The organism is Halorussus sp. MSC15.2 (genome assembly GCF_010747475.1).
GTDB lineage: Archaea > Halobacteriota > Halobacteria > Halobacteriales > Haladaptataceae > Halorussus.
Genome location: NZ_VSLZ01000003.1, coordinates 592,013 through 614,878 on the forward strand (window position 1 = coordinate 592,013; position 22,866 = coordinate 614,878).

Consider the following 22,866-nt stretch of genomic DNA (forward strand, 5'->3'; position numbering starts at 1 on the left):
CGATTATGTCCGAGAACGAGCGGGACCGTGGAATCCTGAGCCGGGCCGACAGAGCGTACCTCCGCGGAGAGGCCGACCACGCGAGCGTCCAGTCCGAGCGGAACGCGCGCGGTCGCATCCGAGAGCGAATCTACCACGCACTGCTGGACTTCGAGGTACTCGTCGAGCACCTCTCGGAGCGAGACCGTGAACTCGTTACCGAGAAGCGACTCGGGGACATCGACGGGACGGAGGCGTTCGACGCCCTGGTGTCTGGGGTCGCCTTCCTCTACCGGGCGACGAAGGACACGGACATCGAGTTCGAGACGGTGCTCAACGAGGCGGTCAACCTCGCGGAAGTGAACGACGACCGGGCCGCCACCGTGGACCTCGACCTGACGTTCCAGTCGCTGACCGCCGAGCAGTTGCGCCACAAACTGGAGCGGGGCGAAGACCTGTCGCTCACCGAGGTCGCGTACCTCCACGAGAGCGACGAGGTCGGGATGGACGAGTTGGCACGGTACTTCCGGAACGCAGAGGACGAGACGCCGGCGGTCGACGACGGCCGGATTCAGTCGAAAGTGACCAACTTCTGACTCGCACCCGGTCGGTCAGTCGGACTCGCAACCGCACTGCTCGTCGGTCGGTCGCCCGCCGTCGGTCAGCGCGCGCTCCGCCGGCGGGGACCGGAAGCGCCCCAGCACGTCCATCGACTCGCTGCCGATTACGGCGAATCCGGCGAAGATGGTGAGGAACCCGGCGACCGCGAGCGCCGAGATGTCCTCGCCGAGCAACGCCCACCCGCCCAGCGACGCCACGACCGGCACGAGGTAGAAGACGAGATTCGCCCGAATCGCGCCGGTGACGTCGAGGAGTCCGAAGTAGGCGATGTACGCCAGCGCACCGGCGAAGAGAGCGACGTACCCGAGCGCGGCCAGCGCCTCCGGCGTCCACGAAATCGACGCGGCCGACTCGCCCGCCGACCAACTCAGGAGGTGACAGAGCAGCGCGCCGAAGGGGAGACCCCACGCGGTGCGGACCGTACTCGACAGGTCGCCGTCGGCCCACCTGATGAGGACGCTCCCCAGCGCGCCGCTCACCGCGCCCGCGAACAGAATCGCCTTGCCGACCGCGTCGCCGCCGAGCAGGTTCGCGGGGTCGGGGCTGACGACCAGACCGACGCCGACGAGACCGAGGAGCATCCCCGCGGCCCCGCGCGCCGAGAGACGCTCGTCCGAGAGCAGGACGGCCGCGAACACCGGCGTCAGGATGGGGTTCAAACTGAAGACGATGGAGGCGACGGCGCTGGAGGCGTACTGCTGACCGACGAACAGCAGGGCGTTCGTCAGACCGATGGCCAGAATCCCGGTGGCGAGGATGCCCGCGACGTCGCCGCGCGTCCGCGGGAGCAAGTCCTCGCGCGAGGTCGTGAGCGCCGCGTACCCCAGCAGCGCCGCGGCCGCGACGTCGAACCGGAGCGCCACGAACAGCAGGGGCGGGAAGTAGGCGAGACCGGCCTTCGCGGCGACGAACGTGCCGCCGAAGAGGACGCTGGCGACTGCGAAGAAGAGGAGAGTGCGGCGTTCGACCACGGTCACGCCACCTCCTCGCGTATCGCGTGCGCCGGACCTGCGAGGTGCGACGCGTCGAGAGAACGAATCATACGACACGGTAGGAGCGCCGGGGTTATAGTTTCGTTTAGAAACTGTTTCACGGTAAGAAACGACGGTGAGTCGGCGGACGTCGGTCGAGGCGTGAAATCCTTTCACGGTACGAAAGCGATTTACCGCGAGCGCTTCGACTGTCGGTCATGGAGTCCGCGCTGGAGGAAATCGAGTTCCTCGCGCTCTCGCCCAATCGAGTCGAAGTGCTGCGCCTCCTCGCCGCCGACCGGCGGACGCGGAGCGACCTCGCGTCGGCCACCGGGGCGTCGCAGGCGACCCTCGGCCGCATCCTCGGCGACTTCGAGGAGCGGTCGTGGATACGCCGCGAGGACGGCGAGTACGCGGCGACTGCGACCGGACGACTCGTCGCCGAGGGGTTCACCGACCTGCTGGAGATTCTCGAAATCGAGAGCGACCTCCGGGACATCGTGCGGTATCTGCCGACTCACGCGATGGACTTCGACCTCCGGCGACTCGCCGACGCCACCATCACCGTTCCGAGCCAGATGCGGCCGAACGCGCCGGTCCAGCGCGTCCTCGACCTGCTCGGCGACGCGGAGGAGGTCCGGGCGTTCTCCCACGCGTTCAACGAACAGAGCCTCGGACTGATTCGCGACCGGACCGTCGCCGGAGACGCGACGTTCCGGGGCGTCCTCTCGCGGAGCGCCATCGACGCGCTCGCCGACGACTCGGGGTTGCGCGAGCAGTTCACGTCGCTGCTCGACGCCGACGGCGCGGAGATACGCGTCCGCGAGGAGGGGATTCCGCTCGCGGTGACCGTCGCCGACGACGCGGTCCACCTGCTGCTGCGCGACGAGAACGGCGTCCTGCAGGCGTCAGTGGACACCGACGACCGGGCGGTCCGCTCGTGGGCGCAGGACACCTTCGACCACTACTGGCGGACCGCGACGCCCCTCGACGCCGAGGCGTTCTCGACCTGACCGGCGTCACTCCGGCGGGCCGAGCGAGACGAACTCCAGTCCCTTCTCGGCGAGCAGTTCTCGGGCGCGCTCGGTCACCGAGGGCGCGACCAGAAAGCCGCGAATCTCGGCGTCGGCGTGGAGTTCGCGGTCCAGCGCCTCCACGTACCGCGATAGCTGACCCGCCGCGTCCGGGCCGACGCGCTTGCGCTTGAGTTCCACCACGACCGTCGCGCCGTCGCGGTCCTTCCCGTAGATGTCCACCGCCCCGGCGGGCGTCTCGCGCTCCGTGGCGAGCGGTCGGAACCCGGCCTCCACGAGGTCGGGGTCGTCGAGGATGCGCTGGCGGAGGTCCTCCTCGGTGCCCTGTAGCGCGAGGTCGTTCCGGTCGGTCACGTCGAACGTGGATAGCTGTTCGACCCGCTCGAACGCGACGACCAGTCGCTCCTCGGGCGAGGTCCGGCGACTGAGAATCCGGAACTCGCCGTCGGCGACGCTCGCCTCGTGAGTACACCCCGGCGGTTGCCAGTTGACCGGTTTCTGGCCCTCGTCGGTGTGGACCAGCGCAGTGCCGTCGGGCTTGAGGACGACCAGTCGGTCGCCGGGACCCAGCGTGCTGGCGGCCCGGCCCTCGTACTCGACGGTACACCGACCGAAGACGGTCACGAGGTTCTCGGCGGCGACGGCCGCGGCGACGCGGTCGCGGGCCGTCTCGGGGTCCGGGCGGTGGAGGGTGGATGAGTCGCCGTCTGCGATTGTCACTGGGTCCGCGTAGGCGGCGAACGCACTAAAGCGGCCCGCGTTACGGTGCGGAGAGTACCGCGCAGTCGCCGGGGGTCTGCTGTCCGACGGTCAGTCGGGGAGTATCACCGTCCGGTCGTCGGCCCGCGTCTCGACGCGCCGGGCGAGGTACTCCGCGGCCTCCTCGCGGGAGAGCGCACCCCAGTCTACCGCGTCGCCGACGACCGCTTTCGTCCCGCAGAACCACCCCGAGAAGCGGTCGTCCTCCTCGGGGCGGGCCTCGACCAGCGCGCCGTGGCCGACCGTCTCGCTCCGCTCGACGGTGTCGCTGTCGGCTTCGAGACCGAACCAGAGGACGTGGAACGGCGTCGTCTCGTAGTCGATTTCGACCCGGTAGAACGCCTCGTGGTGGAGGAAGTCGAGGGCGTTCGCGGCGATGTGGGACAGCGAGCGGTCGGTCGCGACGGGGGAGGGGTCCACGGCGAAGGGGGTGTCGGCGGCGTATGGCGACTCCGCCGTGAGTCGGTTCGCGAGCGCGAAGTCGGCCCCGCCCCAGTGCGAGCGGTGGAGGTCGTAGGTGGCCGGTCCGTCGTCGGCGGCGTCTGTCGAGTCGGTCGTGTCACCGTCCGAGTCGGCGGGGTCGGTGTCGTCGCGTTCATCGTCGCCCTCACGGCGGTACGCGAGGAGTGCGCGGTGTCCCATCGGCGGGTTTCGTCCCGTCTTCGGATTTAAAGCTACGCTCGGCCCGGTGGCGGTTCGCACGACGTATCTGCCCCCGGAACTGTCATAATATCTTGTACTATTCGTTCTCGTATACAGTAACCTTCTTATCAGAAGACTTCTTTACCACGGTTGGAAGTACATCGCTATCGTCGCTATCGCCGGAGAAGAGTCGATGGCGTCGGGAGCCACAATTCGTAATGGAGCTATCAGGACGTCCCCCCGAGGAATACTGTCGTGCGTCGAACAGTACTGCACTTCGATATTTATGAGAACTAATGTCAATACGGACGGGTGTACGCGGAGGGAGCTGTTGACCGCCGCGACGGGAGTCACGGCCGCGCTCGCCGTCGGACCGACTCCGGCGGCGGCGCAGGCGGTTCCAGACTGGACGGCGACTCTCGGGGGTGTGCCCGGCGAGTGCATCGTCCGCGGGAACACGGTGTTCGTCGCGGACGCGTCGGGGAGCGTAACTGCCTTCGATACCGCCGACGGAGCGGTCCGCGGCACGACCGCCACCGGCAAGGACTTGGTGAGCGTCGGGGCGAGTGACGCGTACGTCGCCGCGGGTGCCAAAGACGGGTCGCTGTACAGCATCGACCGCGAATCGATGACAGCCAATTGGCATCGGTCGCTGTCGGCCCACGTGAACGGCGTGACGGTCGCCGGAACCGTGGCCTACGCCGTGACCGAGGACGGGGAGTGTTACGCCATCGACCTCGACTCGGGCGAGACCAAGTGGCGCGAGACGCTGTCTGGCGAGAACCCCGCTACGCCGGTCGTCGGCGAGTACGTCTACGCTCGGTCCGGCGGCGAGGCCTCGTCCGGCGCGGTCTACGCGTTCGACCCCGATTCGGGCGCGACCGAGTGGCAGACGTCGATAGCGAGCGGCGAGAACGCGTACGCCATCGACGCCGACCTCGCGCTCTCGCCCGACGGACGACACCTCGCGGCGAACTACCTCCGAGGGGAGGAGGTCGCGGGCGTCACGCTCTTCGACGCCGCCGACGGGACCGAACAGTGGAGCGCGCGCTCCGACGGAAATGGCGCGGGCGCGGTCGCGGTCGGTGCCGACCGCGTCGTCTACGAGGGCGACCAGCGCGTCTTCGGTCACGACCGCGCGACCGGCGAACGGAAGTGGCAGTCGGGACAGGGCGTCGCGGGCGGCCTGACCTACGACGCGGGCCGCCTCTTCTACGTCGCCGACTTCGGCGACCAAGAGGCGGTCCGCGGAACGAGGAGCGACACCGGCATCGTCACGTGGGAGACCGAGAAGGAGTACCTCGACATCTGGGGCGGTGACGCCAGCGCGACCCACTACTACTCGCTCGACGAGGACGGTATCAAGGCGTACCGCAGGAAGAAGACGGGCGAGACGACGACCGAGACGACGGAATCGACGACCACCGAGACCACCCGAACCGGCGGTGGAACCGACGACGGGACTGAGAGCGCAACGACCGCTCGGGCGACGACCGAGCGAACCGAGACGCCGAGTTCGACCACCGCCTCGTCAGCGACCACGGAGGCCGCACTGCGCGACGCCACGACGGTCGCCGGCGATGGTCGGGGACTGTTCGTCGCGGGCGACGGGGTCCTGCGCGGGAACGTCTCGACGTGGATGCTGACGGTCTCGGGATTCGCCCTGTCGGTCCTCGGACTGGTGTACTCGATGCGGAAGGAGAACTAACGATGGCGAGAGGGAAACCAGCACTCTGGAGCGCGCTCTTCGGTGGCCTGTTCGTCGCCGCGGGCGTGTACGTCAGCGGGAGCGCAGTACCGTACAACCATCTGGCCTCGTACCCCCTGTTCGCACTCGGGGCGCTCGTGGTCGTCGGGGGTCTCTACGTCCACGCGGTCGCTCCCGAGGAACCGCAGATGCACGACGGCGAGACCGTGACGGAAAAGTTCCACCCGACCCTCCGGGTGGCGTTCGTCAAACTGTTGGCGGGCGTCGTCCTGCTGGGGGTCGGCGGCTACCTACTGGTCGGCACGCAGGTTCCGTACGCCTACCCGTTCGCCTGCGTGGCGCTCGGCGCGTACGTCTTCGCGGTCGGTCTCTGGCGGTTCTGGGCGAACTCGCTGACGACCTACTACGTGACGAGCAATCGGTTCATCAAGTCGTTCCGGTTCCTCGGTAACCGCCGCCGGAACGCCTTCATCGGGGACGTGAGGGGCGTCGAGGCCAGTCGCGGCTTCCTCGAAACGCTGCTGGGCATCGGCCACGTCCAAATCGCGACCGCCGGGAAGACGGCCGCCACGGTCATCAAAGCCCGAAACATCCCGAATCCGGACGAACTGGAGGAGTTCCTGCTTCGCGGAATGAACGAGCGTCAGTAGTGTCGCTGTGGGGCTATCTGACTCTCGCTCGGTGGGCCGGTTCTGAGCGCTCCCGACTTCGATTCTGGTGTCTTCGGCATCAGTCGGCGTGAGAATCAGCAACCGTCGCGAGTGACGACCGAACGTATTAGTTACATAACCGACAAGGCAACTCATGGTCTCGGCGAGCCACTCCGAGTCGGTCGAAAGGGCAAGTCACCTGCTGAGCGCACTCGCCGTCCTCTCCGCCGGCGCAGCTGGTGCGATTCTGCTCTCGGCGGGACCGCGCGCGGACGTGTTCTTCACCGGCTGGGTGCTGGTCGCGGTCGGTCTCGCGCTCGTGGGTGGAATCAGCGCGTGGACGAATCGGACGCCGCTCGTCTGGGTCGCCGCGCTCGCGTTGACCGGACTCTCGGTCGTCGGGATGTGGTCCATCGGTCTCTTCCTCGTGCCCGCGGCGCTGCTCCTGCTCGGGTCCGCCGCCCTCTCACACCGAGTCGGGCCGCGCGAGGAGGTCCGAACGGCGATACTCGCCGACCCGCCGTCACCCTCGAAAAGCGCGGCGAAGGCGGCGTCCGGAGCCGGTTCCGTGGCCGTCGGCGCGTGGCTCGTGTACGCGAGCGCCGTGGAGGGAGGTCTGTTCGAGGCCTGCGCGACCGAGACGCTGGCCTGTACCCTGGAGAACACGCACTGGGACGCGGTCGGAACAACCGTCGTCGGACTGCTCGCGGTGAGTCTCGGCGGATGGCTGCTCTGGAAACAGGTCTACGCTGCGCACCTCCTCGTATCGGGGACGTCGAACTGGTGAGGACTGGGCGAGAACGAGGAACGGATGGCCGAACTCACGCGATTGCTTCGTCCTGCTCCTCGGCGGCGTCGAGGTGCTCCATCCCCCAGTCACGCATCTCGAAGATGAGCGATTCGAGCGATTGGCCGTGTTCAGTCAGCGAGTAGTTGACCCGAACCGGCTTCTCGCTCACGATTTCGCGGTTCACCAACTGCTTGTCTTCGAGGTCTTCGAGGCTGTCCGACAGGACCTTGCTGGAGATGCCGCCGACGTCGGCCTTGAGTTCGTTGAACCCCATCGGCCCGCCTTCGAGCAGGCGGTGGACGATTACGGGATGCCACTTCTTGCCGAGGAGCGAGGCGGTCGCGGTGATGGGACACCAGTCCTTCCCGGCGCACCACACCGGCAGTCGGTTGCTCGCGTCGGTGTCTGTCATGGTCGGGGCTACTCCGGCGACTCGTAAAAAGTTACCTCTAGCCATCTAATTACCGAGGGTAACTGACCGGGTAGGGGTCAGGGAGCGGACGCTGGCGCAGTAACGCCGAGGCACTGTGGTCAGTTCTATCGAGCAGTAGTTAAGGAACGCGGCCGCCGAACCACCACCGATTTGGTGGAACCGGCGCAACCTCTCGGTAATGACCGACCTCGGAAAGGTGGACCGCGAGTTCTTCGACCGGCGCATCTACCCGCACCTCGGTGCCGAACGGGACGACGTGAGCCTCGGCCCCCAGCACGGGGTCGATTTCGGCGTCGTGGAGGTCGGCGGCGAGGCGGTCGTGCTGGCCAGCGACCCCCTCTCGCTGACCCCCGCGCTCGGGTTCGAGAAGGCGGCGTGGTTCGCGGTCCACGTCGCGCTCTCGGACGCCGCGGTGTCGGGCATCCCGCCCTCGCACCTCGCGGTCACCTTCACGCTCCCGCCCGAGATGACCGACGACGAGTTCGGCACCGTCTGGGAGACGTTCGACCGCGTGACCGGCGAGTTGGGCGTCAGCATCGTGACCGGACACACCGCCAGATACGGCGGGTGTCGGTACCCGTGGGTCGGCGGTGCGACCACCCTCGCGGTGGGCGACCCCGCCGACCTCGTGCGACCCGACGGCGCGAGTCCGGGCGACCGCCTGCTGGTCACGAAGGGTCCCGGCGTCGAAGTCGCGGGGTCCTCGTGACGCTGTTCGAGGACGCGGTGGACCTCCCGGAATCGACCCTCGCCGACGCCAAAGAGCGGTTCTGGGACATGAGTCCGGTTCGGGACGCGCTGACCGCCGCGGCGGCGGGGCCGGTCACGGCGATGCACGACGCCACCGAGGGCGGCCTCCGGGGCGCGCTGGTCGAACTCGCGCGGGCGGGCGGCGTCCGCCTCGACGTGGACTCGGACGCGGTCCCCTACCTGCCGGGGGTCCGCGAGTCCTGCGAGTTCTTCGACATCGACCCGTGGGCCGCGACCAGCGAGGGGACGCTGGTCCTGACCGTCGAGTCCGAGGGCGTCGAGAGCGTGCTGGCCGCGCTCGACGCGGAGGGAATCCCGGCGGCCGAAATCGGGGCGGTGCGCGACGGTGAGGGCGTCTTCGTGGACGGCGAACAGGTGGAACCCCCCCGAGGTGGACCCCTCGTGGGCGGTGTTCGAGGAGTACGCCGAGAAAGTCGGACTGGAGTGAGACGCGGCTTCTCGGGGTCCGGCTCGAACGCTTATGCGTCCATAGAACGTACGAGAAGGTGCTCTATGACCAACTGGTACGCAGTCATGGTCGGGTTCGTGGTCATGACCCTCCTCGGCGTCGTCGGACTCGCCGTCCCCGGAGTGGGGCAACTCGCGGCCGGTCTCGTCGGCGGATTCGTCGCCGGGTACGTGGCCGGAGGCGGCGCGGGGCGCGGCGCGTGGCACGGCCTGCTCGCCGGGTCGCTCGGCGGCATCCTCGTCGCGCTGATATTCGGCGTCGCTGTCAGCGCCCTCGGTGCGGTCGGACTCGGCCCGCTCGGTCCCGTCCTCGGCGGTGGCGTCTTCCTCGTCGGCGTCGTCATCGCGCTCACGATGGGACTCGAAAGCGCGCTCGCCGGGGCGCTGGGCGCGTGGATAGCCGGGAAGTAAATTCGGGAGCGGACTCCGACGCCACGACCGGACCCAGAACGGGACCGGAAATTGCGCCTGTACGCGAATCGTTTTCCCGGTCGGGTCCGAACCGTGTGGCATGGCGACAATCGACGCCGACGACCTGCTCCCGAACGAGCGGATGCGCCGGGGCGCACAGGACGGCCAGATTACCCAGATTCACCGCGGCGACCAGTACGCCGAGGAGGGCGACCAGTTCGAGGTGGACGGCGAGTCGTTCGAGGTCGTGGAGGTCAGCGAGCGAACGCTCGGCGACCTGACCGACGAGGACGCCCGCGCCGAGGGGATGGCGGACTTGGAGGAGTACCGCGAGATACTGAACCGAGCGCACGAGAACTTCGAGTGGTGCGACGACAGCGAAGTGGTCCGCCACCGGTTCGAGAAGGTGGAGTAAGGGTTTTCGGCGTAATGGGTTCTCGATACGGTGGCGTTTCTTGATGTCGTGGAGTTTCTGAGTGAAGGGGCGATGTGAAGCTAGCTACTGCCGGTACAACTGAGTCTCCGCACCGCAACCGCGGACCTCACGCCTCCCCAACCGACTGCGCTTCTCGGTCGCTGCGCTCCCTGCGATGCTCACCCTCGCGCATATCGGCGGACCACGAGGGTCCGCCAGCGCGCGCCGACCGCACGACGAAAAACTGGAGAACGAATCTCGGGTGGAGAACGAGAACTGTATCCAGAGGGAAGGAAGTCCAATCAGCGCCGCTCGCGCAGTTCCGCCCGCAGGTCCGCGAGGTCCATCTCCTTCATCGACAGCAGCACGAGCAGGTGGTAGACGATGTCGGCGCTCTCGTGGGCTATCTCCTCGCGGTCGTCGTCCTTCGCGGCCAGCAGGAGTTCGGTGGTCTCCTCGCCGAGTTTCTCCAGCACCGCGTTCTCGCCCTTCTCGTGGGTGAACAGCGAAGCGGTGTAGGAGTCCTCGGGTAGGGTCTCCTTGCGGTCCTCCACGACCGCGAACAGTTCGTCCAGCACGGCGTCGGTCGCTTCCGAGTCGGTGGCGTCGCCCACTCCATCGGACGACTCGCCGGTCTGGTCTCCGCTCATGGGTTTAGTTCCGCGACCTCCCGGATGTCCTGCAGTTGGTCGAACTCCTCGCGGTCGCGCCGCCCCGACTCGAACACGTCCGGTTCGACCTCGACCGGGGCGTTGGTCCGGGCCGCGAGCGCCAGCGAGTCGCTGGGCCGGGCGTCAACCACGGTGTCGCCGCGGGGCGTATCGACGTGGAGGTCGGCGATGTAGGTGTTGTCCTCCAGCGACGAGACGACGACGCGGGTGACTCGCCCGCCGAGTTCCTCAACGAGGTCGAGCGTCAGGTCGTGGGTCAGCGGGCGGCCGATGTCCTCGGCCTCCATGCCGCGAGCGATGCTGACGGCTTCGTCGAAGCCGATGAAAATCGGGAGTACACCGTCCTCGTCGTCTGCGGCGAGTACGACGACTGGGACCGGCCCGTCGTCGGTCATCGCCACGCGCACCGCGTCGATGTCGGCGTTCATACGCCACCCGACGGCGGCCAGAAAGAAAAGTCTGCCCTACTTGCCGGGCGCCGTGGGGCGCTCGGCTACGTCGCTCTCGAAGAGCGCGAGGCCGTGAATCCGGGAGTCGGGCGTCAGTTCGGGGTGGAACGAAGTGCCGACCACCGGACCGTCTCGGACCGCGACCGGGCGGCCGTCCCACTCGGCCAGCACCTCGACGCCCTCGCCGACGTCGGCGATGACCGGCGCGCGGATGAACACCGCGGGGAAGGGGTCGTCCAGTCCCGACACGTCGAGCGGTGCCTCGAAACTGTCTTTCTGCCTGCCGAAGGCGTTGCGTTCGACGGTCACGTCCGCGACGCCGAGGGTCTCGACTCGGTCGTCCCCGGCGTCGGTCGCGGCCACGATGAGGCCCGCACAGGTCGCCAACAGGGGCTTGCCCGCCTCGACGTGGGCGACTATCTCCTCGGCGATGCCCTCGGCGTGGAGCAGTCGCGAGATGGTCGTCGATTCCCCGCCCGGCATCACCAGCAGGTCGCAGTCCGGGACCGTCCCGTCGGTCCGAATCTCGACGACCTCGGTCTCTCGACCGTACTCCGCGCCGGCGCGCCGGAGGGCGTCGGCGTGTTCGCTCACGTCGCCCTGCACCGCCACGACGCCCGCTCTGAGAGTCATGTCCGTTGCTACGGATTCGGGGAGCAAAAGTGGCGCGCCTCGGGACGCCGGCCTACTCCTCGTCGCTCGTCCGGGACCCGAACAGCGTCCCGAGGCTGAGACCGTACACGAGGTGGCCCGCGTGGAAGACGAGGCGCTCGTCCACCTCGGGGTCCATGTCGAGGACTCGCCCCAACACGACGCGTTCGCCGAAGACCGAGAGCGCGAGCGCGTAGACCGTCCCCCAGAGCAGACCGATTACTTCGCGGGAGGCGGTCTGGCGGTGGTCGTCGTCCGTCGAACGGTCGGACTCGTCTCCCGTGGGTGAACGAGGGGAACTAGCCGGACTCCCCGCGTCGAACGGCGTCAGCGCGCCGAAGATGGCTCCGCCGACGGTGCCGTACAGCAGGTGGAGCGCGAGCGCGATTATCGGATGGTCGTCGGGGTCGTCGCCGGAGACGAACGTCGACCAGAACCGCGCGGTCGGCGGTAACGAGCGAGAGACCGGGAGCCGGTACGCTGTCATCACGAGCGTGGCGACGAACCCGGCTCTCGTTCCCTCGGCGATTCTGGCGGCGAGTCGAGGGGCGAGTCCGGTGGCGCTCGTCGAGTCCGCATCGACGCGACGGTCGCGCTCCGGGTCGGCGGTGCTGGCGAACGGGACGCGCATAGGGGAACGCCGACGACGATTGGGATAGCGCTGACGGCCGTCTCGACGGCGCGAAATCGGCACGATGACGACGGACTAAAAGTGAAGAGTCGAAAGCCGCGACGTCGAATCGGTGCGTTCGCCGACTACAGTCCGAGGACGTTCAGGACTTCGATGAAGACGCCGAAGAGGACGCCGAAGGCGACGATGGTCTTGGGGTCGATGCGTATCGCGTTGCGGTCCTCGGCGTCGAAGTACCGGACGAGTCCGGCGCTGGACATCAGTCCGCCGGAGTTCTGGCCACTGCTCATGTTCGACGCTGCGTTCGCCGTTCGCGTAAACCTTTCGGAGTGGGGTGGTAGGGTCGAAACGCCGAATCGGAGCAGTTCGGTGCCAACGGGGTCGAATCGAGGGTCGTCTGACCGGCGGGGCGGTCGGCGGGAACGCGGCAAAGTCGCGTCGGTGGGAAACCCTTATGCGCGCGGCGAAGATACGTTCGGAAGAACACGATGACTGTCACACTGAAGGACTTTTACGCGGATTGGTGTGGGCCGTGCAAGACTCAAGACCCGATTCTCGAAGAGATGGAGGGCGACTGGGACGGCGTCGAATTCGAGAAGATAGACGTAGACGAACACCAAGATGTGGCGAACGAGTATCAGGTCCGTTCCATCCCGACCATCGTCGTCGAGAACGACGACGGCGTCGTGGAGCGGTTCGTCGGGGTCACTCAGCGTGACGAACTCGAAGACGCCCTCGAAGAGGCCGGCGCGTAACCGTCCGAATCAGCATCTTTTACGGAAGACTCGTCATCCGAGAGTGACGACACCCGCCAGAGTACGGCGGTCCTCGATTACGAGAGTCGCGACCCCGAGACTCCGACGGTCGCCGGACTACGGCGGTCGCTGGAGTCGCTCGCTGGGCGGGCGACCGTCGTCGCCATCGCTCGCGGCGGCCTCCACCTCGACCGCGGACTGCGTCCAGCGGCGGTTCGGCGAGGCGAGAACGCTGACCTCCGGACTGTAGTAACAGATGGGGTCGGCGTCGGGCGTCTCGAAGTCGTTGGCTCGGAACAGCGAGTTCTCCTCGACGGTCGCGTCGGCGTCGTAGAGCGGCCACTTCGGGTGGTGAACGTCGGCGTACCGAAGCCGTCCGCTCGGCGATTCGGTGTAGTAGCGGTGGCGTTCGGTGAGGAACTCGGCCAGCGACCCGCGCTCGGTCTCGAACCGCTCGCCCTCCGGCCCGTACGTGGCGTCGAACCTCGCGGGTCGCGCTCCTGGATGGTGGCGTCTGCTCTCGAACCGGACCCGGTCGTCGCGGGACTCGACCGAGATGGACGCGAGGTAGTACGGCAGGAGGTGAGTGAGTCGCGCGCCGAGGACCGTGAACGGGTCGGACACGTCGAGGTTGAAGAAGTAGATGGCCGGTCGCCACTCGCGGGTGACGTAGGTGCGGAGGTTGACCTCCGGAATCCGGATACCGGTTCCGGCCGGAAGCCAGCGGGGGCGCACGTCCACGTTGACGAACGCGACGACCGAGAGCCACGCCCGCCCGTCGTACGTGTCGAGCGAGACCGAGTCGGGGACGTGCGGGGCGACGACGCTCGGGTCCGCCGACCAGTTGGCGAACAGCACGTCGCGCCACCCCATATGAAGCCAGACGACCATCGTTGGAGTCCGTGACCGTTCGTCGCGTTCGACGCTCCGTCGGCCAATAGTCGTTAGGGCCTCCGAGGAGTTCCGGCGAGAAGATTCATCGGGGTCGCGGTCGTCGGAGGAGTCGTGCAGTCCGCCCACGTCGAGACAGCGACGGTTCGGGAGCGCGTCACCGCCTACCTCGCGGACGCGGTGGTCGTCGGGGCGACGGTGGTCGGCGTCGCGGTCGGACTGGGAGATTCGCGCCGCGAACGCCGCCGACTCGGGGCACTGCTCGGACTCGCTGTCGCCAACCTGTACCACGTCGTCCTCGAAGGAACCGGCGGACAGACGGCGGGCAAACGCGCGGTCGGTATCGCCGTCGCGGGCGACGACGGGGAGCGCCCGTCCTACGCCAGCGCGGCGACGCGAACCGCGTTCCGATTCGTTGACTGGCTTCCCGTCGGCTACCTCCTCGGACTCGCCAGCATCGCGCTCACCGAGCGCCGCAAGCGCCTCGGCGACCTCGCCGCGAACACGGTGGTCGTCCGAACCGATTCCGACGCAGACGCTGACGAGCGCGGTGCGTAGCGAGAAACCGTCGCTCCCGGGGTTACAGGTCGTAGATTTCGCCGAACTTCTCCTCGGCGTAGTCGAGGAAGTAGTCGGCGGTCAGTTCCTCGCCGGTGGCCTGCCGAATCAGTTCGTCGGTGGTGTAGCGCTGGCCGTGGCGGTGGACGTTCTCGCGGAACCAGTCGTGGAGCGGTTCGAAGTCGCCTTCCCGAATCAGGCCGCGGGGGTCGTCGAGTTCGTCCTCGATGGTCGCCCAGAGCTGGGCCGCGAGGACGCTTCCGACCGTGTAGTTCTGGAACCGGGCGAACCCGCCGGTCCAGTGGATGTCCTGCAGACAGCCCTCGGCGTCGGAGTCGGGCCGGACGCCGAGGTACTGTTCCATCTTGTCGTCCCACGCGGCCGGAATCTCGCTCACCGCGAGGTCGCCCGAGACGAACTCGCGCTCTATCTCGGACCGCAGGATGATGTGCATGTGGTAGGTGAGTTCGTCGGCCTCCACGCGAATCACGTTGTCGGCCTCCACCCGGTTGGCGGCCCGGTAGGCCTCCTCGGGCGTCACGTCAGAGAGTTCCGGAAAGTGGTCTTTCACGGTCGGCAGGAACAGTTCCCAGAACTCCTTCGTCCGACCGACGTGGTTCTCCCAGAACCGCGACTGGGACTCGTGGACGCCGTGGGAGCGCGAGTCGCCGAGTGGCGTCCCGTAGGCGTCGTCGCGCAGACCCAGCGCGTAGGTGGCGTGGCCGAACTCGTGGATGGTCGAACTCAGCGCGCCGAGGAGGTCCGACTCGTCGAACCGGGTCGTGATGCGGGCGTCGAACTGAGTCCCCGAGGTGAACGGGTGGGTCGAGGTGTCGAGGCGTCCGCGGTCCCAGTCGTAGCCCAGCAGGTCCAGCGCCGCCTCCGAGAGTTCTCGCTGCGTGTCGGTGTCGAAGGTTCCATCAAAGACGGGCGGCACGTCCTCGCTCGCCCGGATGTCCTCGATGAGCGGGACGAGTCCGTCCTTCAGTTCCTCGAAGATGCGCTCTACGGTGTCGAGTCCGAGGTAGGGTTCGCCGTCCTCGAACATGACCTCGTAAGGGTCGCGGTCCGGGTCGATGTGTTCGGCCCGTTCGATGCGGAGGTCCAGCAGTCGCTCCAGCGTGGGTTCGAACGCCGAGAAGTCGTCGTTCGCCTTCGCCTCCCGCCAGTCGTCCTGTGCCTCCGACTGGAGGCGGGTGTGTTCCTCCACGAGGGACTCCGGTATCTTCCGTTCGCGGTCGTACTCGCGGCGAATCTCCCGGACGACCGCTCGCTGTTCGTCGGTCAGGTCTTCGTCGGCGGCGGCGTCGAGCAGTCGGCCGGTCTCGTCGTCGGTCAGTTTCTCGTGGGTGACCGCCGAGAGCGCCGAGAGTTGCTTCGAGCGGGCAGGCGTCCCGCCTTCGGGCATCGTCACCTGCTGGTCCCAGTAGAGGACGCCGCCGCTGTCTCCGAGCGCGGAGATTCGTCCGAATCGGTCGAGGAGGTCGTCGTACGCGTCGGCCATACACTCACCTCGCATTCCCGACGTATCAAAATGAGGGTGGCGGCGAGAGCGTGGGGGTAGTCACCAGTACGCGTCCTACACCGAACGCTTAAGGTGATAATTAGTCAACGTTTTCGCATGCACTCCCGAAGACAGGTCCTCGCGGCGGGATGTCTCGCGCTGGTGGGCGGGTCCGGCTGCAGTCGAGTCCGAAACGCCGTTTCGACCGACAGCGACGACGGAACGACCGAAACAGACGGAACCACCGCGAGTGGTGAGACTCCCTCCAGTGACGAACCGACCGCGGACGACGGGACCGCCACCACCGACGCGAGCGCGTTCCGAATCGTCGTCGCGGACGGCGACCGCGAAATCGAACTCGTGACCGGCGCGGACGTGGCCTCGGTGGACGAGGTGGAACCGGCCAGAACCGGCGACGGCTATCGCCTCCCCGTGACGCTGACGGACGAGGGGACCGCGGACTTCGCCGACGGACTCGAACGAGCGGGCGCGTTCGAGAACCGCGACGACCACCCTCTCCGGACGTACTTCGAGGGCGAGATGCTCTACGAGGCGACACTCGCACCGGGCTTGGCTGACAAACTCGAATCCGGGGAGTGGAGCGGCGAGTTCCTGTTACACGTGAGCGAGCAGAAGACGGCGCGAGAACTGAAGCAGGCGCTCGAAGGGAACTGACGCTCTACTGGTAGTCGTCCAGTTCGTAGAGGTCGCCGTACTTCGACTTCACGTAGTCGAGGAAGTAGTCGGCGGTGTACTCCTCGCCGGTGGCCTGCCGAATCAGTTCGTCGGTCGTGTAGCGACTCCCGTGGCGGTGAATCTCCTCGGTCAGCCAGTCGTGGAGCGGTTCGAAGTCGCCCGCCGCGACCTTCTCGTCGAGGTTCTCGATGTCGTCCTCGGCGGCGTCGAACAGTTGGGCCGCGAGGACGCTCCCGAGCGAGTAGGTCGGGAAGTAGCCGAAGTCGCCGTGGCTCCAGTGGATGTCCTGCAGACAGCCTTCGGCGTCCGAGTCGGGCCGGACGCCAAGATACTCCTCGTACTTGTCGTTCCAGACCTCGGGCACGTCCTCGACGTCGAGGTCGCCGCGGATGAGGTCGCGTTCGATTTCGAACCGGACCACGATGTGCATGTGGTAGGTGAGTTCGTCGGCCTCGACCCGGATGAGGTTGTCCTCGTACACCTCGTTGGCGGCCTCGTACACGTCCTCGACGCTCGCGTCGTCGAGTTTGTCGGGGAAGCGCTCCTTGACCTTCGGCAGGAAGCGCTCCCAGAACGCCTCCGACCGGCCGACGTGGTTCTCCCAGAGGCGCGACTGGGACTCGTGGACCGTCATGTCGCGCGAGCTACCCAGCGGCGTCCCGTAGTGTTCGCGGGGGAGACCGAGCGTGTAGGTGGCGTGGCCGAACTCGTGGACCGTCGCCATCAGCGCGCCGAGGGGTTCGTCGGGGCTGAACCGGGTCGTGACGCGGGCGTCGAACTGGTTGCCCGACGAGAACGGGTGGGGCGCGGTGTCGAGGCGGCCGTGGTTCCAGTCGTAGCCGAGGGTGTCGAGAACGTCACGGGCGAGGTCCTCCTGCGTGTCCGTGTCGTACTCGCCGTCGAACGTGTCGGTAGCGAGGTCGGCGTCGCTCTCGCGAATCGCGTCGACGAGCGGGACGAGTTCGTCGCGCAGGCGCTGGAGGACGCGCTCGGCGGTGTCGATGCCGAGGTAGGGTTCGTAGTCCTCAAACAGCACTTCGTAGGGGTCGCGGTCGGGGTCGATGTGCTCGGCCTGCTCGCGCTTGAGTTCGACCAGTTTCTCGAGGGTGGGCGCGAACGTCGAGAAGTCGTCCTCCTCCCGGGCCTCCTTCCAGACGGGCATCGCCTCCGAGGAGACCTGCGAAATCTCCTCCACGAGGTCTTGGGGCACTCGCGCGGCCCGGTCGTGTTCGCGCCGGACCTCGCGGACGACCGCTTCCCGCTCGTCGGTCAGGTTCTCGTCCTCCAGTTCGTCGAGCATCTCGGCCATCTCGTCGGACGTGAGAATCTCGTGCGTCACCGTCGAGAGCGCCGAGCGCTGCTTGGAGCGGGCGGGCGTCCCGCCCTCGGGCATCATAACCTCCTGGTCCCAGCCGAGGACGCCCCCGGCGTTCCTGAGGTTCGTCAGTCGCTCTACCCTGTCGATGAACTCCGAGTAGGTCTCGGACGCCTCGTCGGCGGCGGCTTCGCTTGCCATCGGGGAGGGCTACGCTGTCAGGCGTTATCAAAGCGCGGATTTCGAATCGAAACGACGCCCCTCAGAACCGCTCGGCCGCGCCCCGATAGATGTCGTAACAGCGTTCGACGACCTCGATGCTCGCGCTCTCCGCGTCGGTGTGGGCCTCGCCGGGTTCGGCGACGCCGCAGACCACGCAGGTCGTGCCCGCCTCGGCCAGCCACCCCGCGTCGGTGGCGTGGGGCTTCGAGACCAGTTCTGGGTCGGCCGCCTGCGCGTCGCTCGCGGCCGCCAGTACGGTCTCGGCGAAGTCGGCGTCGTCGCACCGCATCGGCGGGAGGTCCTGTTCGACGGTCCACTCGACGCCCGCCACGTCCTCGACGCGCTCCAGCGGCGCGCGCTCGCCGGGGACGGTTCGCTCGTCCACCGTCACCTCGCACGACTCGGGGATGACGTTCCACGCGCTCCCGCCGTCGATTTCGGTCACTGCGACGCTCCCCCTGACCTCCTCGCCGAGCACCTCGACCGCGGGGAAGTCGAGGTCCCGAATCACGTCCACCGCGTCGCAGGCCCGGTAGACCGCGTTCTCGCCCGCCTCGGGTTCGCTGGCGTGGGCGGCCGACCCGCGAGCGGTGACGGTGCTCCCCCGGCGACCCTTGTGGGCGACCGCCACGTCGGTCACGCCCTGGGCGGAGTAGCCAGTCGAGCCTTCGCCCACGATGGCGTAGTCGGGCGCGAAGCCGTCTTCGATGGCCGCTCGCGCACCGACACCGCCCTGCTCCTCGCCGACGAAACTGGCGAAGACGAGTTCCGGGGGCGAGTCACCGTCGGAACCGCCGCGGTCGGCGTCGTCGGACTGCGTCCGACTGCCCGCGGTGTCGCCCGCCGCGGCGTCCCTAAACGCCAGCATCGCGGCCGCCACCGCGCCCTTCATGTCGGCGGTGCCCCGTCCGTGGAGTCGGCCGTCGCGCTCCTCGACGACGTACTCGCCCGTCGCCGTGGTCTGGGAGTCGGCGGGGGGCACCACGTCGTGGTGGCCGACGAGTGCGAGCGAGGCGGCGTCGGCGGGGCCGCGTCGCGCGACGACGTTCCCGGCGTCGTCGCGCGTCACCTCGGCGTCGGTCTCTTCCCTGAGCCAGTTCTCCACGTAGTCGCCCGCCTCGGTCTCGTCGTCGTGGCTCGGAATCGAGACGAGTTCGCGAGTCAACTCGACGACTTCGCTCATGTGTCGGCCGTGGACCGCGAGGCGCTTCAAAACGTGGGTCGCGGAACCGCGACACTCCGGTTGCCGTTCGGTAGCGACCGTATCCCCGGTAGTGAACGAGGACGCTCGGGCAGTGAGGACGCCAGAAGGTCGAGGAGACCAGAAGTTGACTATCGCGACGGAGTGCGGTTCGAATACGTTCTCCCGGTTCGCGCCTACCCGTCCGCTCGCACCTACGCGTCCTCCTGCTCGTACTCCCGGACTTGCTCGCGCAGGCGGTCGAGTTCTCGGGCGGTCTCGCCCTCGGTGTCGTCCGAGAGGCGGTCGAGTTCCGCTCGGACCTCCTTGATTCGGTCGGCGTACTTCCCCGGCGGTTCCTCGTCGGACTCCATCCCCGACAGCGAGCGCTCTATCGACTGGAGGGTTTTGCGAACCTCCCTGCTGGCGTCGGTCTCCTCCCGGATGCGGTATATCTCGTCGTGAATCGCTTGCATATCGACCATGTGAGGGTGGACGGGGTCAGCGAGAAAAGGCGTGGTGGCCTCCCCGGACACTCCGATAGGGGTGCCTTCGCGCTGCGCCGGTCAGGTACCGCCGGTGTCTCCGTAGTGTCGGTCGAGATACTGGACGATGTCGTCGCTCTCGTAGAGCGATTCGTCGCGCTCGGGGTCTACGAGGAACGGAATCTGGTCCTCGCCGCCGAGTTCGAGCAGTCGCTCGTGGGCCTGCTCGTCGCGCACGTCGCCGCCGTGTGTACGGGGGTTGTGCGCGACGTAGGACAGTCCGAGCGCCTGCATCTGTTTCCGGACTTTCTTCGAGTACGGACAGCCTTCGGCCTGATACAGTTCGAGCACGTCCGCGGGTACGTCCCCGAGTCGGTAAACCCGAGTGGCCGAACCCCGAGCGACCGAACTCCGAGTGGCCGATACGCGACTCCTCGGGCATAACCTGAAAGAGGTTCCGGACGAAAAGCAGTCTATGTCTGGGGAGATGCAGTCTACATCGGGGGAGGTATCAGACGTTTCCCGGGAGCGGACGTCCTCCACGGAGAACCGATGCGGACACGTCCACGAGGCCAGCGCGGTCTCCAATCTCGGGGGTGTCTGCTGTTGGCGACCTGTCTGGGGCGATACCGAGCGGTGCATCTGGCACGCCGACGTCGCGCAGAAGCCGACCCGCGTGCTGGAGGACGCCGCACCCGAAATCGGCGAGCGCCTCGACGGGGCCATCTTCCGCGACGTCGAACTGTCCGGCGGAAAGTGGCTGGCCGGGAAGACGATTACCGACTCTCGGTTCGTCAACTGTAACCTAGAGAACGCCGATTTGAGCCACGCCGACCTCCGGTATTCGCACTTCGAGGGAGTCGATGCGCACGACGTGAACCTCCGGGATTCGAACCTCGAACACACCGAGTTCCACCGCACCGACCTCCGCGGCGCGGACCTGACCGGAGCGCAACTCCACTACGCGGTGTTCGACAACGCCAGAATCGACGAGTCCACGACGTTCGGCGACAGCGTCGTGTACGAAGAGGAACTAGTCGAATCGACCGACGAGGGGCGACTCGCGGCGCTTCGCAGGCGACGGTCCGGACGTGACGCAGACCGACTCAGTCGGTACGAGGCCGCCCACTGGACGTACAACGAACTCCAGCGACTCGCCGAGGAGAACGGCCTGACGCAGGCCTCGCGGAACTACTACAAGCAGCGCAAGAACGTCCGACGGCGCGAGGCGTGGGAGTTCCAGTCCTACCCGCGAGCGCTCGGCAAGGAGGCGTGGCGGTGGACGACCGGGTACGGGTCGAACCCGTGGCGGGTAATCGGAACGGCCGTGGTCATCATCTTCACCTGTGCGTTGCTGTTTCCGTTCTTCGGAGAGGTACTCGGAGCGACGCCCGGTGGCTCACCAGTCAGGTACACCTACGACTCCAACATGTGGTACAACATCCTCGTGGTGTTCCCCCACAGCCTCTATCTCAGCACGGTGACGTTCGCCACGCTGGGGTACGGCGACATGCAACCGCTACTGGGGGCGAAACCAATCGCCGCGTCGGAGGCGCTGCTCGGCCAACTGGTGATGGCGCTGCTCGTGTTCGTCCTCACTCGGAACGTGACGTGGTCGGAGTAATCAGATGCCGCAGTCGTCCACGTACTCGAACCCCTCGTCGTAGTCGTCGCCGGACTCGTCCGCGTCGTCGCCGTCGCTGGCGCGGTCCCGTGCGGTCCCGTTCCACCCGCGGTGGCCCGTCCCGACGCCGCGTCCGTCGTCTCGGTCGCGGTCCGGTGGGCCGCCGCGACGACCGTCGGGTTCGCGGCCCGATTCGACGCCGCGGTCTTCGTCGTGCTCACGGACCCCCTCGGCATCGTCTCCCTCCTCGCTCTCGGCGGCCAGTTTCCGCTCCACCGCGTCGGCAACCCACGATTCGAGCGACTCGCCGGATTCGAGGTCGGCGTCGATGCGCTCCTTGAGTCCGGCCTCGACCGTGACCACGAGGTGTTCGTGACGCATGAACCGCGTTACGTGACGGCGGCGGATAAATCAGTCGTCCGTCGCCTCGTCTACGACCTCCTCCGGTCGCGAGGCGTCCCACCCGGCGACGACGAGCGCACCCACCTGATTGAACACGAGGTCGTTGACGATGTCGTCGAGTCCGTACTGGACCAGCACCTTCGCGCCGACGAACCCCGCCAGCAGTTCGGCCCCGAACTCGATTATCTCCCAGAGGACGCCGAACGCCATCACGAAGATGAAGACGAAGACGAACTGTAACTCCTCGGGCAGAGTCGTCCGCTCGGAGTTCCGGTGTATCGTCTCGACCGTGGCGTAGCCCGCGCCGGCGACTATCGACGCCGAGAGGGCGTGGGTCACGGCGTCGTACCACGGAACGTTCTGGTAGGGACCGAGCATGCCGACCGCGTGCAGGAACACCGCCACCGCGAGCCAGAGGACGTAACTAACGTCCATCGAGACGCAGGCGTCCCGCCGGAGCAGCGCCGGAACGAACGTGACCGCCAGCGCGACGACCGCGTTGACGGCGACGCCCATCTCGCCGCTGAGGAGACCGTACGCCGCGATGGCGACGAGTCCGGCCTGAAGCAGGTGGACGGCCAGTCGTTCGCGGGCGTCGGACAGCAGTTCAGTCACCCGCAGTCACCCTCCAGTAAATCGGCGATAGTAGTGTCGCTGCTCGTCTCGTACTCGAAGTAGAGTTCGAAGACGACGGCGGCGGCGACGCCCGCCGCGGTCGCTCGGACGAACTCCCACATCACGGCCTCTGCCGACCCGAGGAACTCGGTTCCGAGGTAGCGGTCGGAGTAGAACTGGAGGACCGCCCACGCGCCGATGGCCGCCATCGTCGTCAGGACGACCATCGCGTCGGCGAACCGCGGCGAGAGTTCGGCCTCGGTGAACAGCGTCAACTCGGCCACGACCGCGAGCGACACCGCGGCGACCCCGACGTAGGTCGCGTACTCGGTGGCCCACGCGGGACCGACCGCCCGCGTCACGCCGGGGAGAACCGCCAGCGCGGTCACCGTCGGCGGAAGCATCGCGTGGGGGTCGCGCAACACCGCCGCCGGAAGGACGAGGACGACCACCGTCGCGACGAGAAACGCGGTCCAGACGAGGTCGCCGTCCACGAGGTTCTCCAGCACCGCCAGCGCGAGGACCCCGACGAGGACCCAACTCACCACGCCACCGTCGTCGGTGAGCGATTCGAGTACACCCATAC

29 protein-coding genes and 1 pseudogene are annotated in these 22,866 nt (G+C 67.5%); 12 read left to right on the top strand and 18 right to left on the bottom strand.

All coding sequences use genetic code 11. The annotated features are described in order from the left end of the window. Positions 1-5: 5 nt before the first annotated feature. Positions 6-575, top strand: coding sequence for a hypothetical protein (locus tag FXF75_RS14250; protein WP_163522517.1), 570 nt, complete (start codon positions 6-8; stop codon positions 573-575). A gap of 15 nt (positions 576-590) precedes the next feature. Here FXF75_RS14250 and FXF75_RS14255 read toward each other — a convergent pair whose 3' ends face one another. After that, on the bottom strand, positions 591-1,571 hold the full coding sequence (locus FXF75_RS14255) for a DMT family transporter (protein WP_163522664.1): 981 nt from the start codon (positions 1,569-1,571) through the stop codon (positions 591-593). A gap of 218 nt (positions 1,572-1,789) precedes the next feature. Between FXF75_RS14255 and FXF75_RS14260 the strand changes: the two genes are divergently transcribed. Then, positions 1,790-2,584: a winged helix-turn-helix domain-containing protein gene (locus FXF75_RS14260; RefSeq protein WP_163522518.1), complete on the top strand. Its 795-nt coding sequence runs from the start codon at positions 1,790-1,792 to the stop codon at positions 2,582-2,584. Between the two features lie 6 nt (positions 2,585-2,590). Here the strand turns inward: FXF75_RS14260 and nucS are convergent, their stop codons facing one another. Then, complete coding sequence (gene nucS / locus FXF75_RS14265; RefSeq protein ID WP_163522519.1) at positions 2,591-3,325, bottom strand: endonuclease NucS; 735 nt, start codon at positions 3,323-3,325, stop codon at positions 2,591-2,593. A gap of 90 nt (positions 3,326-3,415) precedes the next feature. Beyond that, positions 3,416-4,006: a DUF6735 family protein gene (locus FXF75_RS14270; protein WP_163522520.1), complete on the bottom strand. Its 591-nt coding sequence runs from the start codon at positions 4,004-4,006 to the stop codon at positions 3,416-3,418. 331 nt (positions 4,007-4,337) lie between these two features. Here FXF75_RS14270 and FXF75_RS14275 point away from each other — a divergent pair, with 331 nt between their 5' ends. From FXF75_RS14275 to FXF75_RS14285, 3 genes are all read left to right on the top strand, one after another. Further along, positions 4,338-5,714, top strand: coding sequence for a PQQ-binding-like beta-propeller repeat protein (locus FXF75_RS14275; protein WP_163522521.1), 1,377 nt, complete (start codon positions 4,338-4,340; stop codon positions 5,712-5,714). 2 nt (positions 5,715-5,716) lie between these two features. Beyond that, on the top strand, positions 5,717-6,364 hold the full coding sequence (locus tag FXF75_RS14280; RefSeq protein ID WP_163522522.1) for a PH domain-containing protein: 648 nt from the start codon (positions 5,717-5,719) through the stop codon (positions 6,362-6,364). Positions 6,365-6,518: 154 nt separating this feature from the next. Continuing rightward, positions 6,519-7,151 carry a hypothetical protein gene (locus FXF75_RS14285; RefSeq protein ID WP_163522523.1) on the top strand — a complete coding sequence of 211 codons (633 nt, stop codon included), beginning with the start codon at positions 6,519-6,521 and terminating at the stop codon, positions 7,149-7,151. 34 nt (positions 7,152-7,185) lie between these two features. Here FXF75_RS14285 and FXF75_RS14290 read toward each other — a convergent pair whose 3' ends face one another. Further along, positions 7,186-7,566, bottom strand: coding sequence for a helix-turn-helix domain-containing protein (locus tag FXF75_RS14290; RefSeq protein ID WP_163522524.1), 381 nt, complete (start codon positions 7,564-7,566; stop codon positions 7,186-7,188). 199 nt (positions 7,567-7,765) lie between these two features. On the opposite strand from FXF75_RS14290, the pseudogene FXF75_RS14295 reads away from it, so the two are divergent. The 3 genes and pseudogenes from FXF75_RS14295 to FXF75_RS14305 all read left to right on the top strand — a co-directional run bounded on the left by FXF75_RS14295 (position 7,766) and on the right by FXF75_RS14305 (position 9,631). Then, positions 7,766-8,785 (top strand): annotated as a pseudogene (locus FXF75_RS14295) (AIR synthase family protein). A gap of 104 nt (positions 8,786-8,889) precedes the next feature. Then, complete coding sequence (locus FXF75_RS14300; RefSeq protein ID WP_375335543.1) at positions 8,890-9,216, top strand: DUF5518 domain-containing protein; 327 nt, start codon at positions 8,890-8,892, stop codon at positions 9,214-9,216. A 100-nt stretch (positions 9,217-9,316) separates the two neighbouring features. Further along, positions 9,317-9,631 carry an ASCH domain-containing protein gene (locus FXF75_RS14305; RefSeq protein ID WP_163522526.1) on the top strand — a complete coding sequence of 105 codons (315 nt, stop codon included), beginning with the start codon at positions 9,317-9,319 and terminating at the stop codon, positions 9,629-9,631. A 302-nt stretch (positions 9,632-9,933) separates the two neighbouring features. Here FXF75_RS14305 and hisE read toward each other — a convergent pair whose 3' ends face one another. The 5 genes from hisE to FXF75_RS14330 form a co-directional block, all read right to left on the bottom strand. Continuing rightward, positions 9,934-10,281: a phosphoribosyl-ATP diphosphatase gene (gene hisE, locus FXF75_RS14310; protein ID WP_240334654.1), complete on the bottom strand. Its 348-nt coding sequence runs from the start codon at positions 10,279-10,281 to the stop codon at positions 9,934-9,936. Continuing rightward, positions 10,278-10,730, bottom strand: a complete 453-nt coding sequence (locus FXF75_RS14315) for a bifunctional nuclease family protein (protein ID WP_163522527.1) — start codon at positions 10,728-10,730, stop codon at positions 10,278-10,280. Before FXF75_RS14315 ends, hisE begins: the two co-directional genes overlap by 4 nt. Positions 10,731-10,766: 36 nt before the next feature. Continuing rightward, positions 10,767-11,384 carry a pyridoxal 5'-phosphate synthase glutaminase subunit PdxT gene (pdxT, locus tag FXF75_RS14320; RefSeq protein ID WP_163522528.1) on the bottom strand — a complete coding sequence of 206 codons (618 nt, stop codon included), beginning with the start codon at positions 11,382-11,384 and terminating at the stop codon, positions 10,767-10,769. Between the two features lie 52 nt (positions 11,385-11,436). Next, a complete protein-coding gene (locus tag FXF75_RS14325; protein WP_163522529.1) occupies positions 11,437-12,033 on the bottom strand; it encodes a hypothetical protein in 597 nt (198 codons plus the stop codon). A gap of 125 nt (positions 12,034-12,158) precedes the next feature. Continuing rightward, positions 12,159-12,323 (bottom strand): preprotein translocase subunit Sec61beta, encoded by a 165-nt coding sequence (locus FXF75_RS14330; protein WP_163522530.1) that lies wholly within the window; start codon positions 12,321-12,323, stop codon positions 12,159-12,161. Between the two features lie 198 nt (positions 12,324-12,521). On the opposite strand from FXF75_RS14330, the gene FXF75_RS14335 reads away from it, so the two are divergent. Then, positions 12,522-12,788 (top strand): co-chaperone YbbN, encoded by a 267-nt coding sequence (locus tag FXF75_RS14335; protein WP_163522531.1) that lies wholly within the window; start codon positions 12,522-12,524, stop codon positions 12,786-12,788. A 117-nt stretch (positions 12,789-12,905) separates the two neighbouring features. Here the strand turns inward: FXF75_RS14335 and FXF75_RS14340 are convergent, their stop codons facing one another. Continuing rightward, positions 12,906-13,661, bottom strand: a complete 756-nt coding sequence (locus FXF75_RS14340) for a YqjF family protein (RefSeq protein WP_240334655.1) — start codon at positions 13,659-13,661, stop codon at positions 12,906-12,908. 132 nt (positions 13,662-13,793) lie between these two features. Here FXF75_RS14340 and FXF75_RS14345 point away from each other — a divergent pair, with 132 nt between their 5' ends. After that, complete coding sequence (locus tag FXF75_RS14345; RefSeq protein WP_163522533.1) at positions 13,794-14,237, top strand: RDD family protein; 444 nt, start codon at positions 13,794-13,796, stop codon at positions 14,235-14,237. Between the two features lie 22 nt (positions 14,238-14,259). On the opposite strand, the gene FXF75_RS14350 is transcribed toward FXF75_RS14345, so the two are convergent. Beyond that, positions 14,260-15,741 carry a carboxypeptidase M32 gene (locus tag FXF75_RS14350; protein ID WP_240334656.1) on the bottom strand — a complete coding sequence of 494 codons (1,482 nt, stop codon included), beginning with the start codon at positions 15,739-15,741 and terminating at the stop codon, positions 14,260-14,262. Positions 15,742-15,858: 117 nt separating this feature from the next. Between FXF75_RS14350 and FXF75_RS14355 the strand changes: the two genes are divergently transcribed. Continuing rightward, a complete protein-coding gene (locus tag FXF75_RS14355) occupies positions 15,859-16,416 on the top strand; it encodes a hypothetical protein (RefSeq protein ID WP_163522535.1) in 558 nt (185 codons plus the stop codon). Positions 16,417-16,420: 4 nt separating this feature from the next. Here FXF75_RS14355 and FXF75_RS14360 read toward each other — a convergent pair whose 3' ends face one another. The 4 genes from FXF75_RS14360 to FXF75_RS14375 all read right to left on the bottom strand — a co-directional run bounded on the left by FXF75_RS14360 (position 16,421) and on the right by FXF75_RS14375 (position 19,990). Beyond that, positions 16,421-17,953: a carboxypeptidase M32 gene (locus tag FXF75_RS14360; RefSeq protein ID WP_163522536.1), complete on the bottom strand. Its 1,533-nt coding sequence runs from the start codon at positions 17,951-17,953 to the stop codon at positions 16,421-16,423. 61 nt (positions 17,954-18,014) lie between these two features. Continuing rightward, positions 18,015-19,157 (bottom strand): M20 family metallopeptidase, encoded by a 1,143-nt coding sequence (locus tag FXF75_RS14365; RefSeq protein ID WP_163522537.1) that lies wholly within the window; start codon positions 19,155-19,157, stop codon positions 18,015-18,017. A 212-nt stretch (positions 19,158-19,369) separates the two neighbouring features. Beyond that, positions 19,370-19,639 carry a hypothetical protein gene (locus FXF75_RS14370; RefSeq protein ID WP_163522538.1) on the bottom strand — a complete coding sequence of 90 codons (270 nt, stop codon included), beginning with the start codon at positions 19,637-19,639 and terminating at the stop codon, positions 19,370-19,372. An 81-nt stretch (positions 19,640-19,720) separates the two neighbouring features. Beyond that, positions 19,721-19,990, bottom strand: coding sequence for a glutathione S-transferase N-terminal domain-containing protein (locus FXF75_RS14375; protein WP_163522539.1), 270 nt, complete (start codon positions 19,988-19,990; stop codon positions 19,721-19,723). A 136-nt stretch (positions 19,991-20,126) separates the two neighbouring features. Here FXF75_RS14375 and FXF75_RS14380 point away from each other — a divergent pair, with 136 nt between their 5' ends. Continuing rightward, positions 20,127-21,263: a pentapeptide repeat-containing protein gene (locus FXF75_RS14380; protein WP_163522540.1), complete on the top strand. Its 1,137-nt coding sequence runs from the start codon at positions 20,127-20,129 to the stop codon at positions 21,261-21,263. Here FXF75_RS14380 and FXF75_RS14385 read toward each other — a convergent pair whose 3' ends face one another. The 3 genes from FXF75_RS14385 to FXF75_RS14395 are packed head-to-tail and all read right to left on the bottom strand — an operon-like array spanning position 21,264 to position 22,864. Beyond that, positions 21,264-21,644, bottom strand: a complete 381-nt coding sequence (locus tag FXF75_RS14385; RefSeq protein ID WP_163521995.1) for a hypothetical protein — start codon at positions 21,642-21,644, stop codon at positions 21,264-21,266. It lies immediately after the preceding gene. 30 nt (positions 21,645-21,674) lie between these two features. Beyond that, positions 21,675-22,280: a hypothetical protein gene (locus tag FXF75_RS14390; RefSeq protein ID WP_163522541.1), complete on the bottom strand. Its 606-nt coding sequence runs from the start codon at positions 22,278-22,280 to the stop codon at positions 21,675-21,677. Beyond that, positions 22,277-22,864, bottom strand: coding sequence for a hypothetical protein (locus FXF75_RS14395; protein WP_163522542.1), 588 nt, complete (start codon positions 22,862-22,864; stop codon positions 22,277-22,279). The genes FXF75_RS14390 and FXF75_RS14395 overlap by 4 nt, the downstream gene beginning before the upstream one ends. Positions 22,865-22,866: the final 2 nt, after the last annotated feature.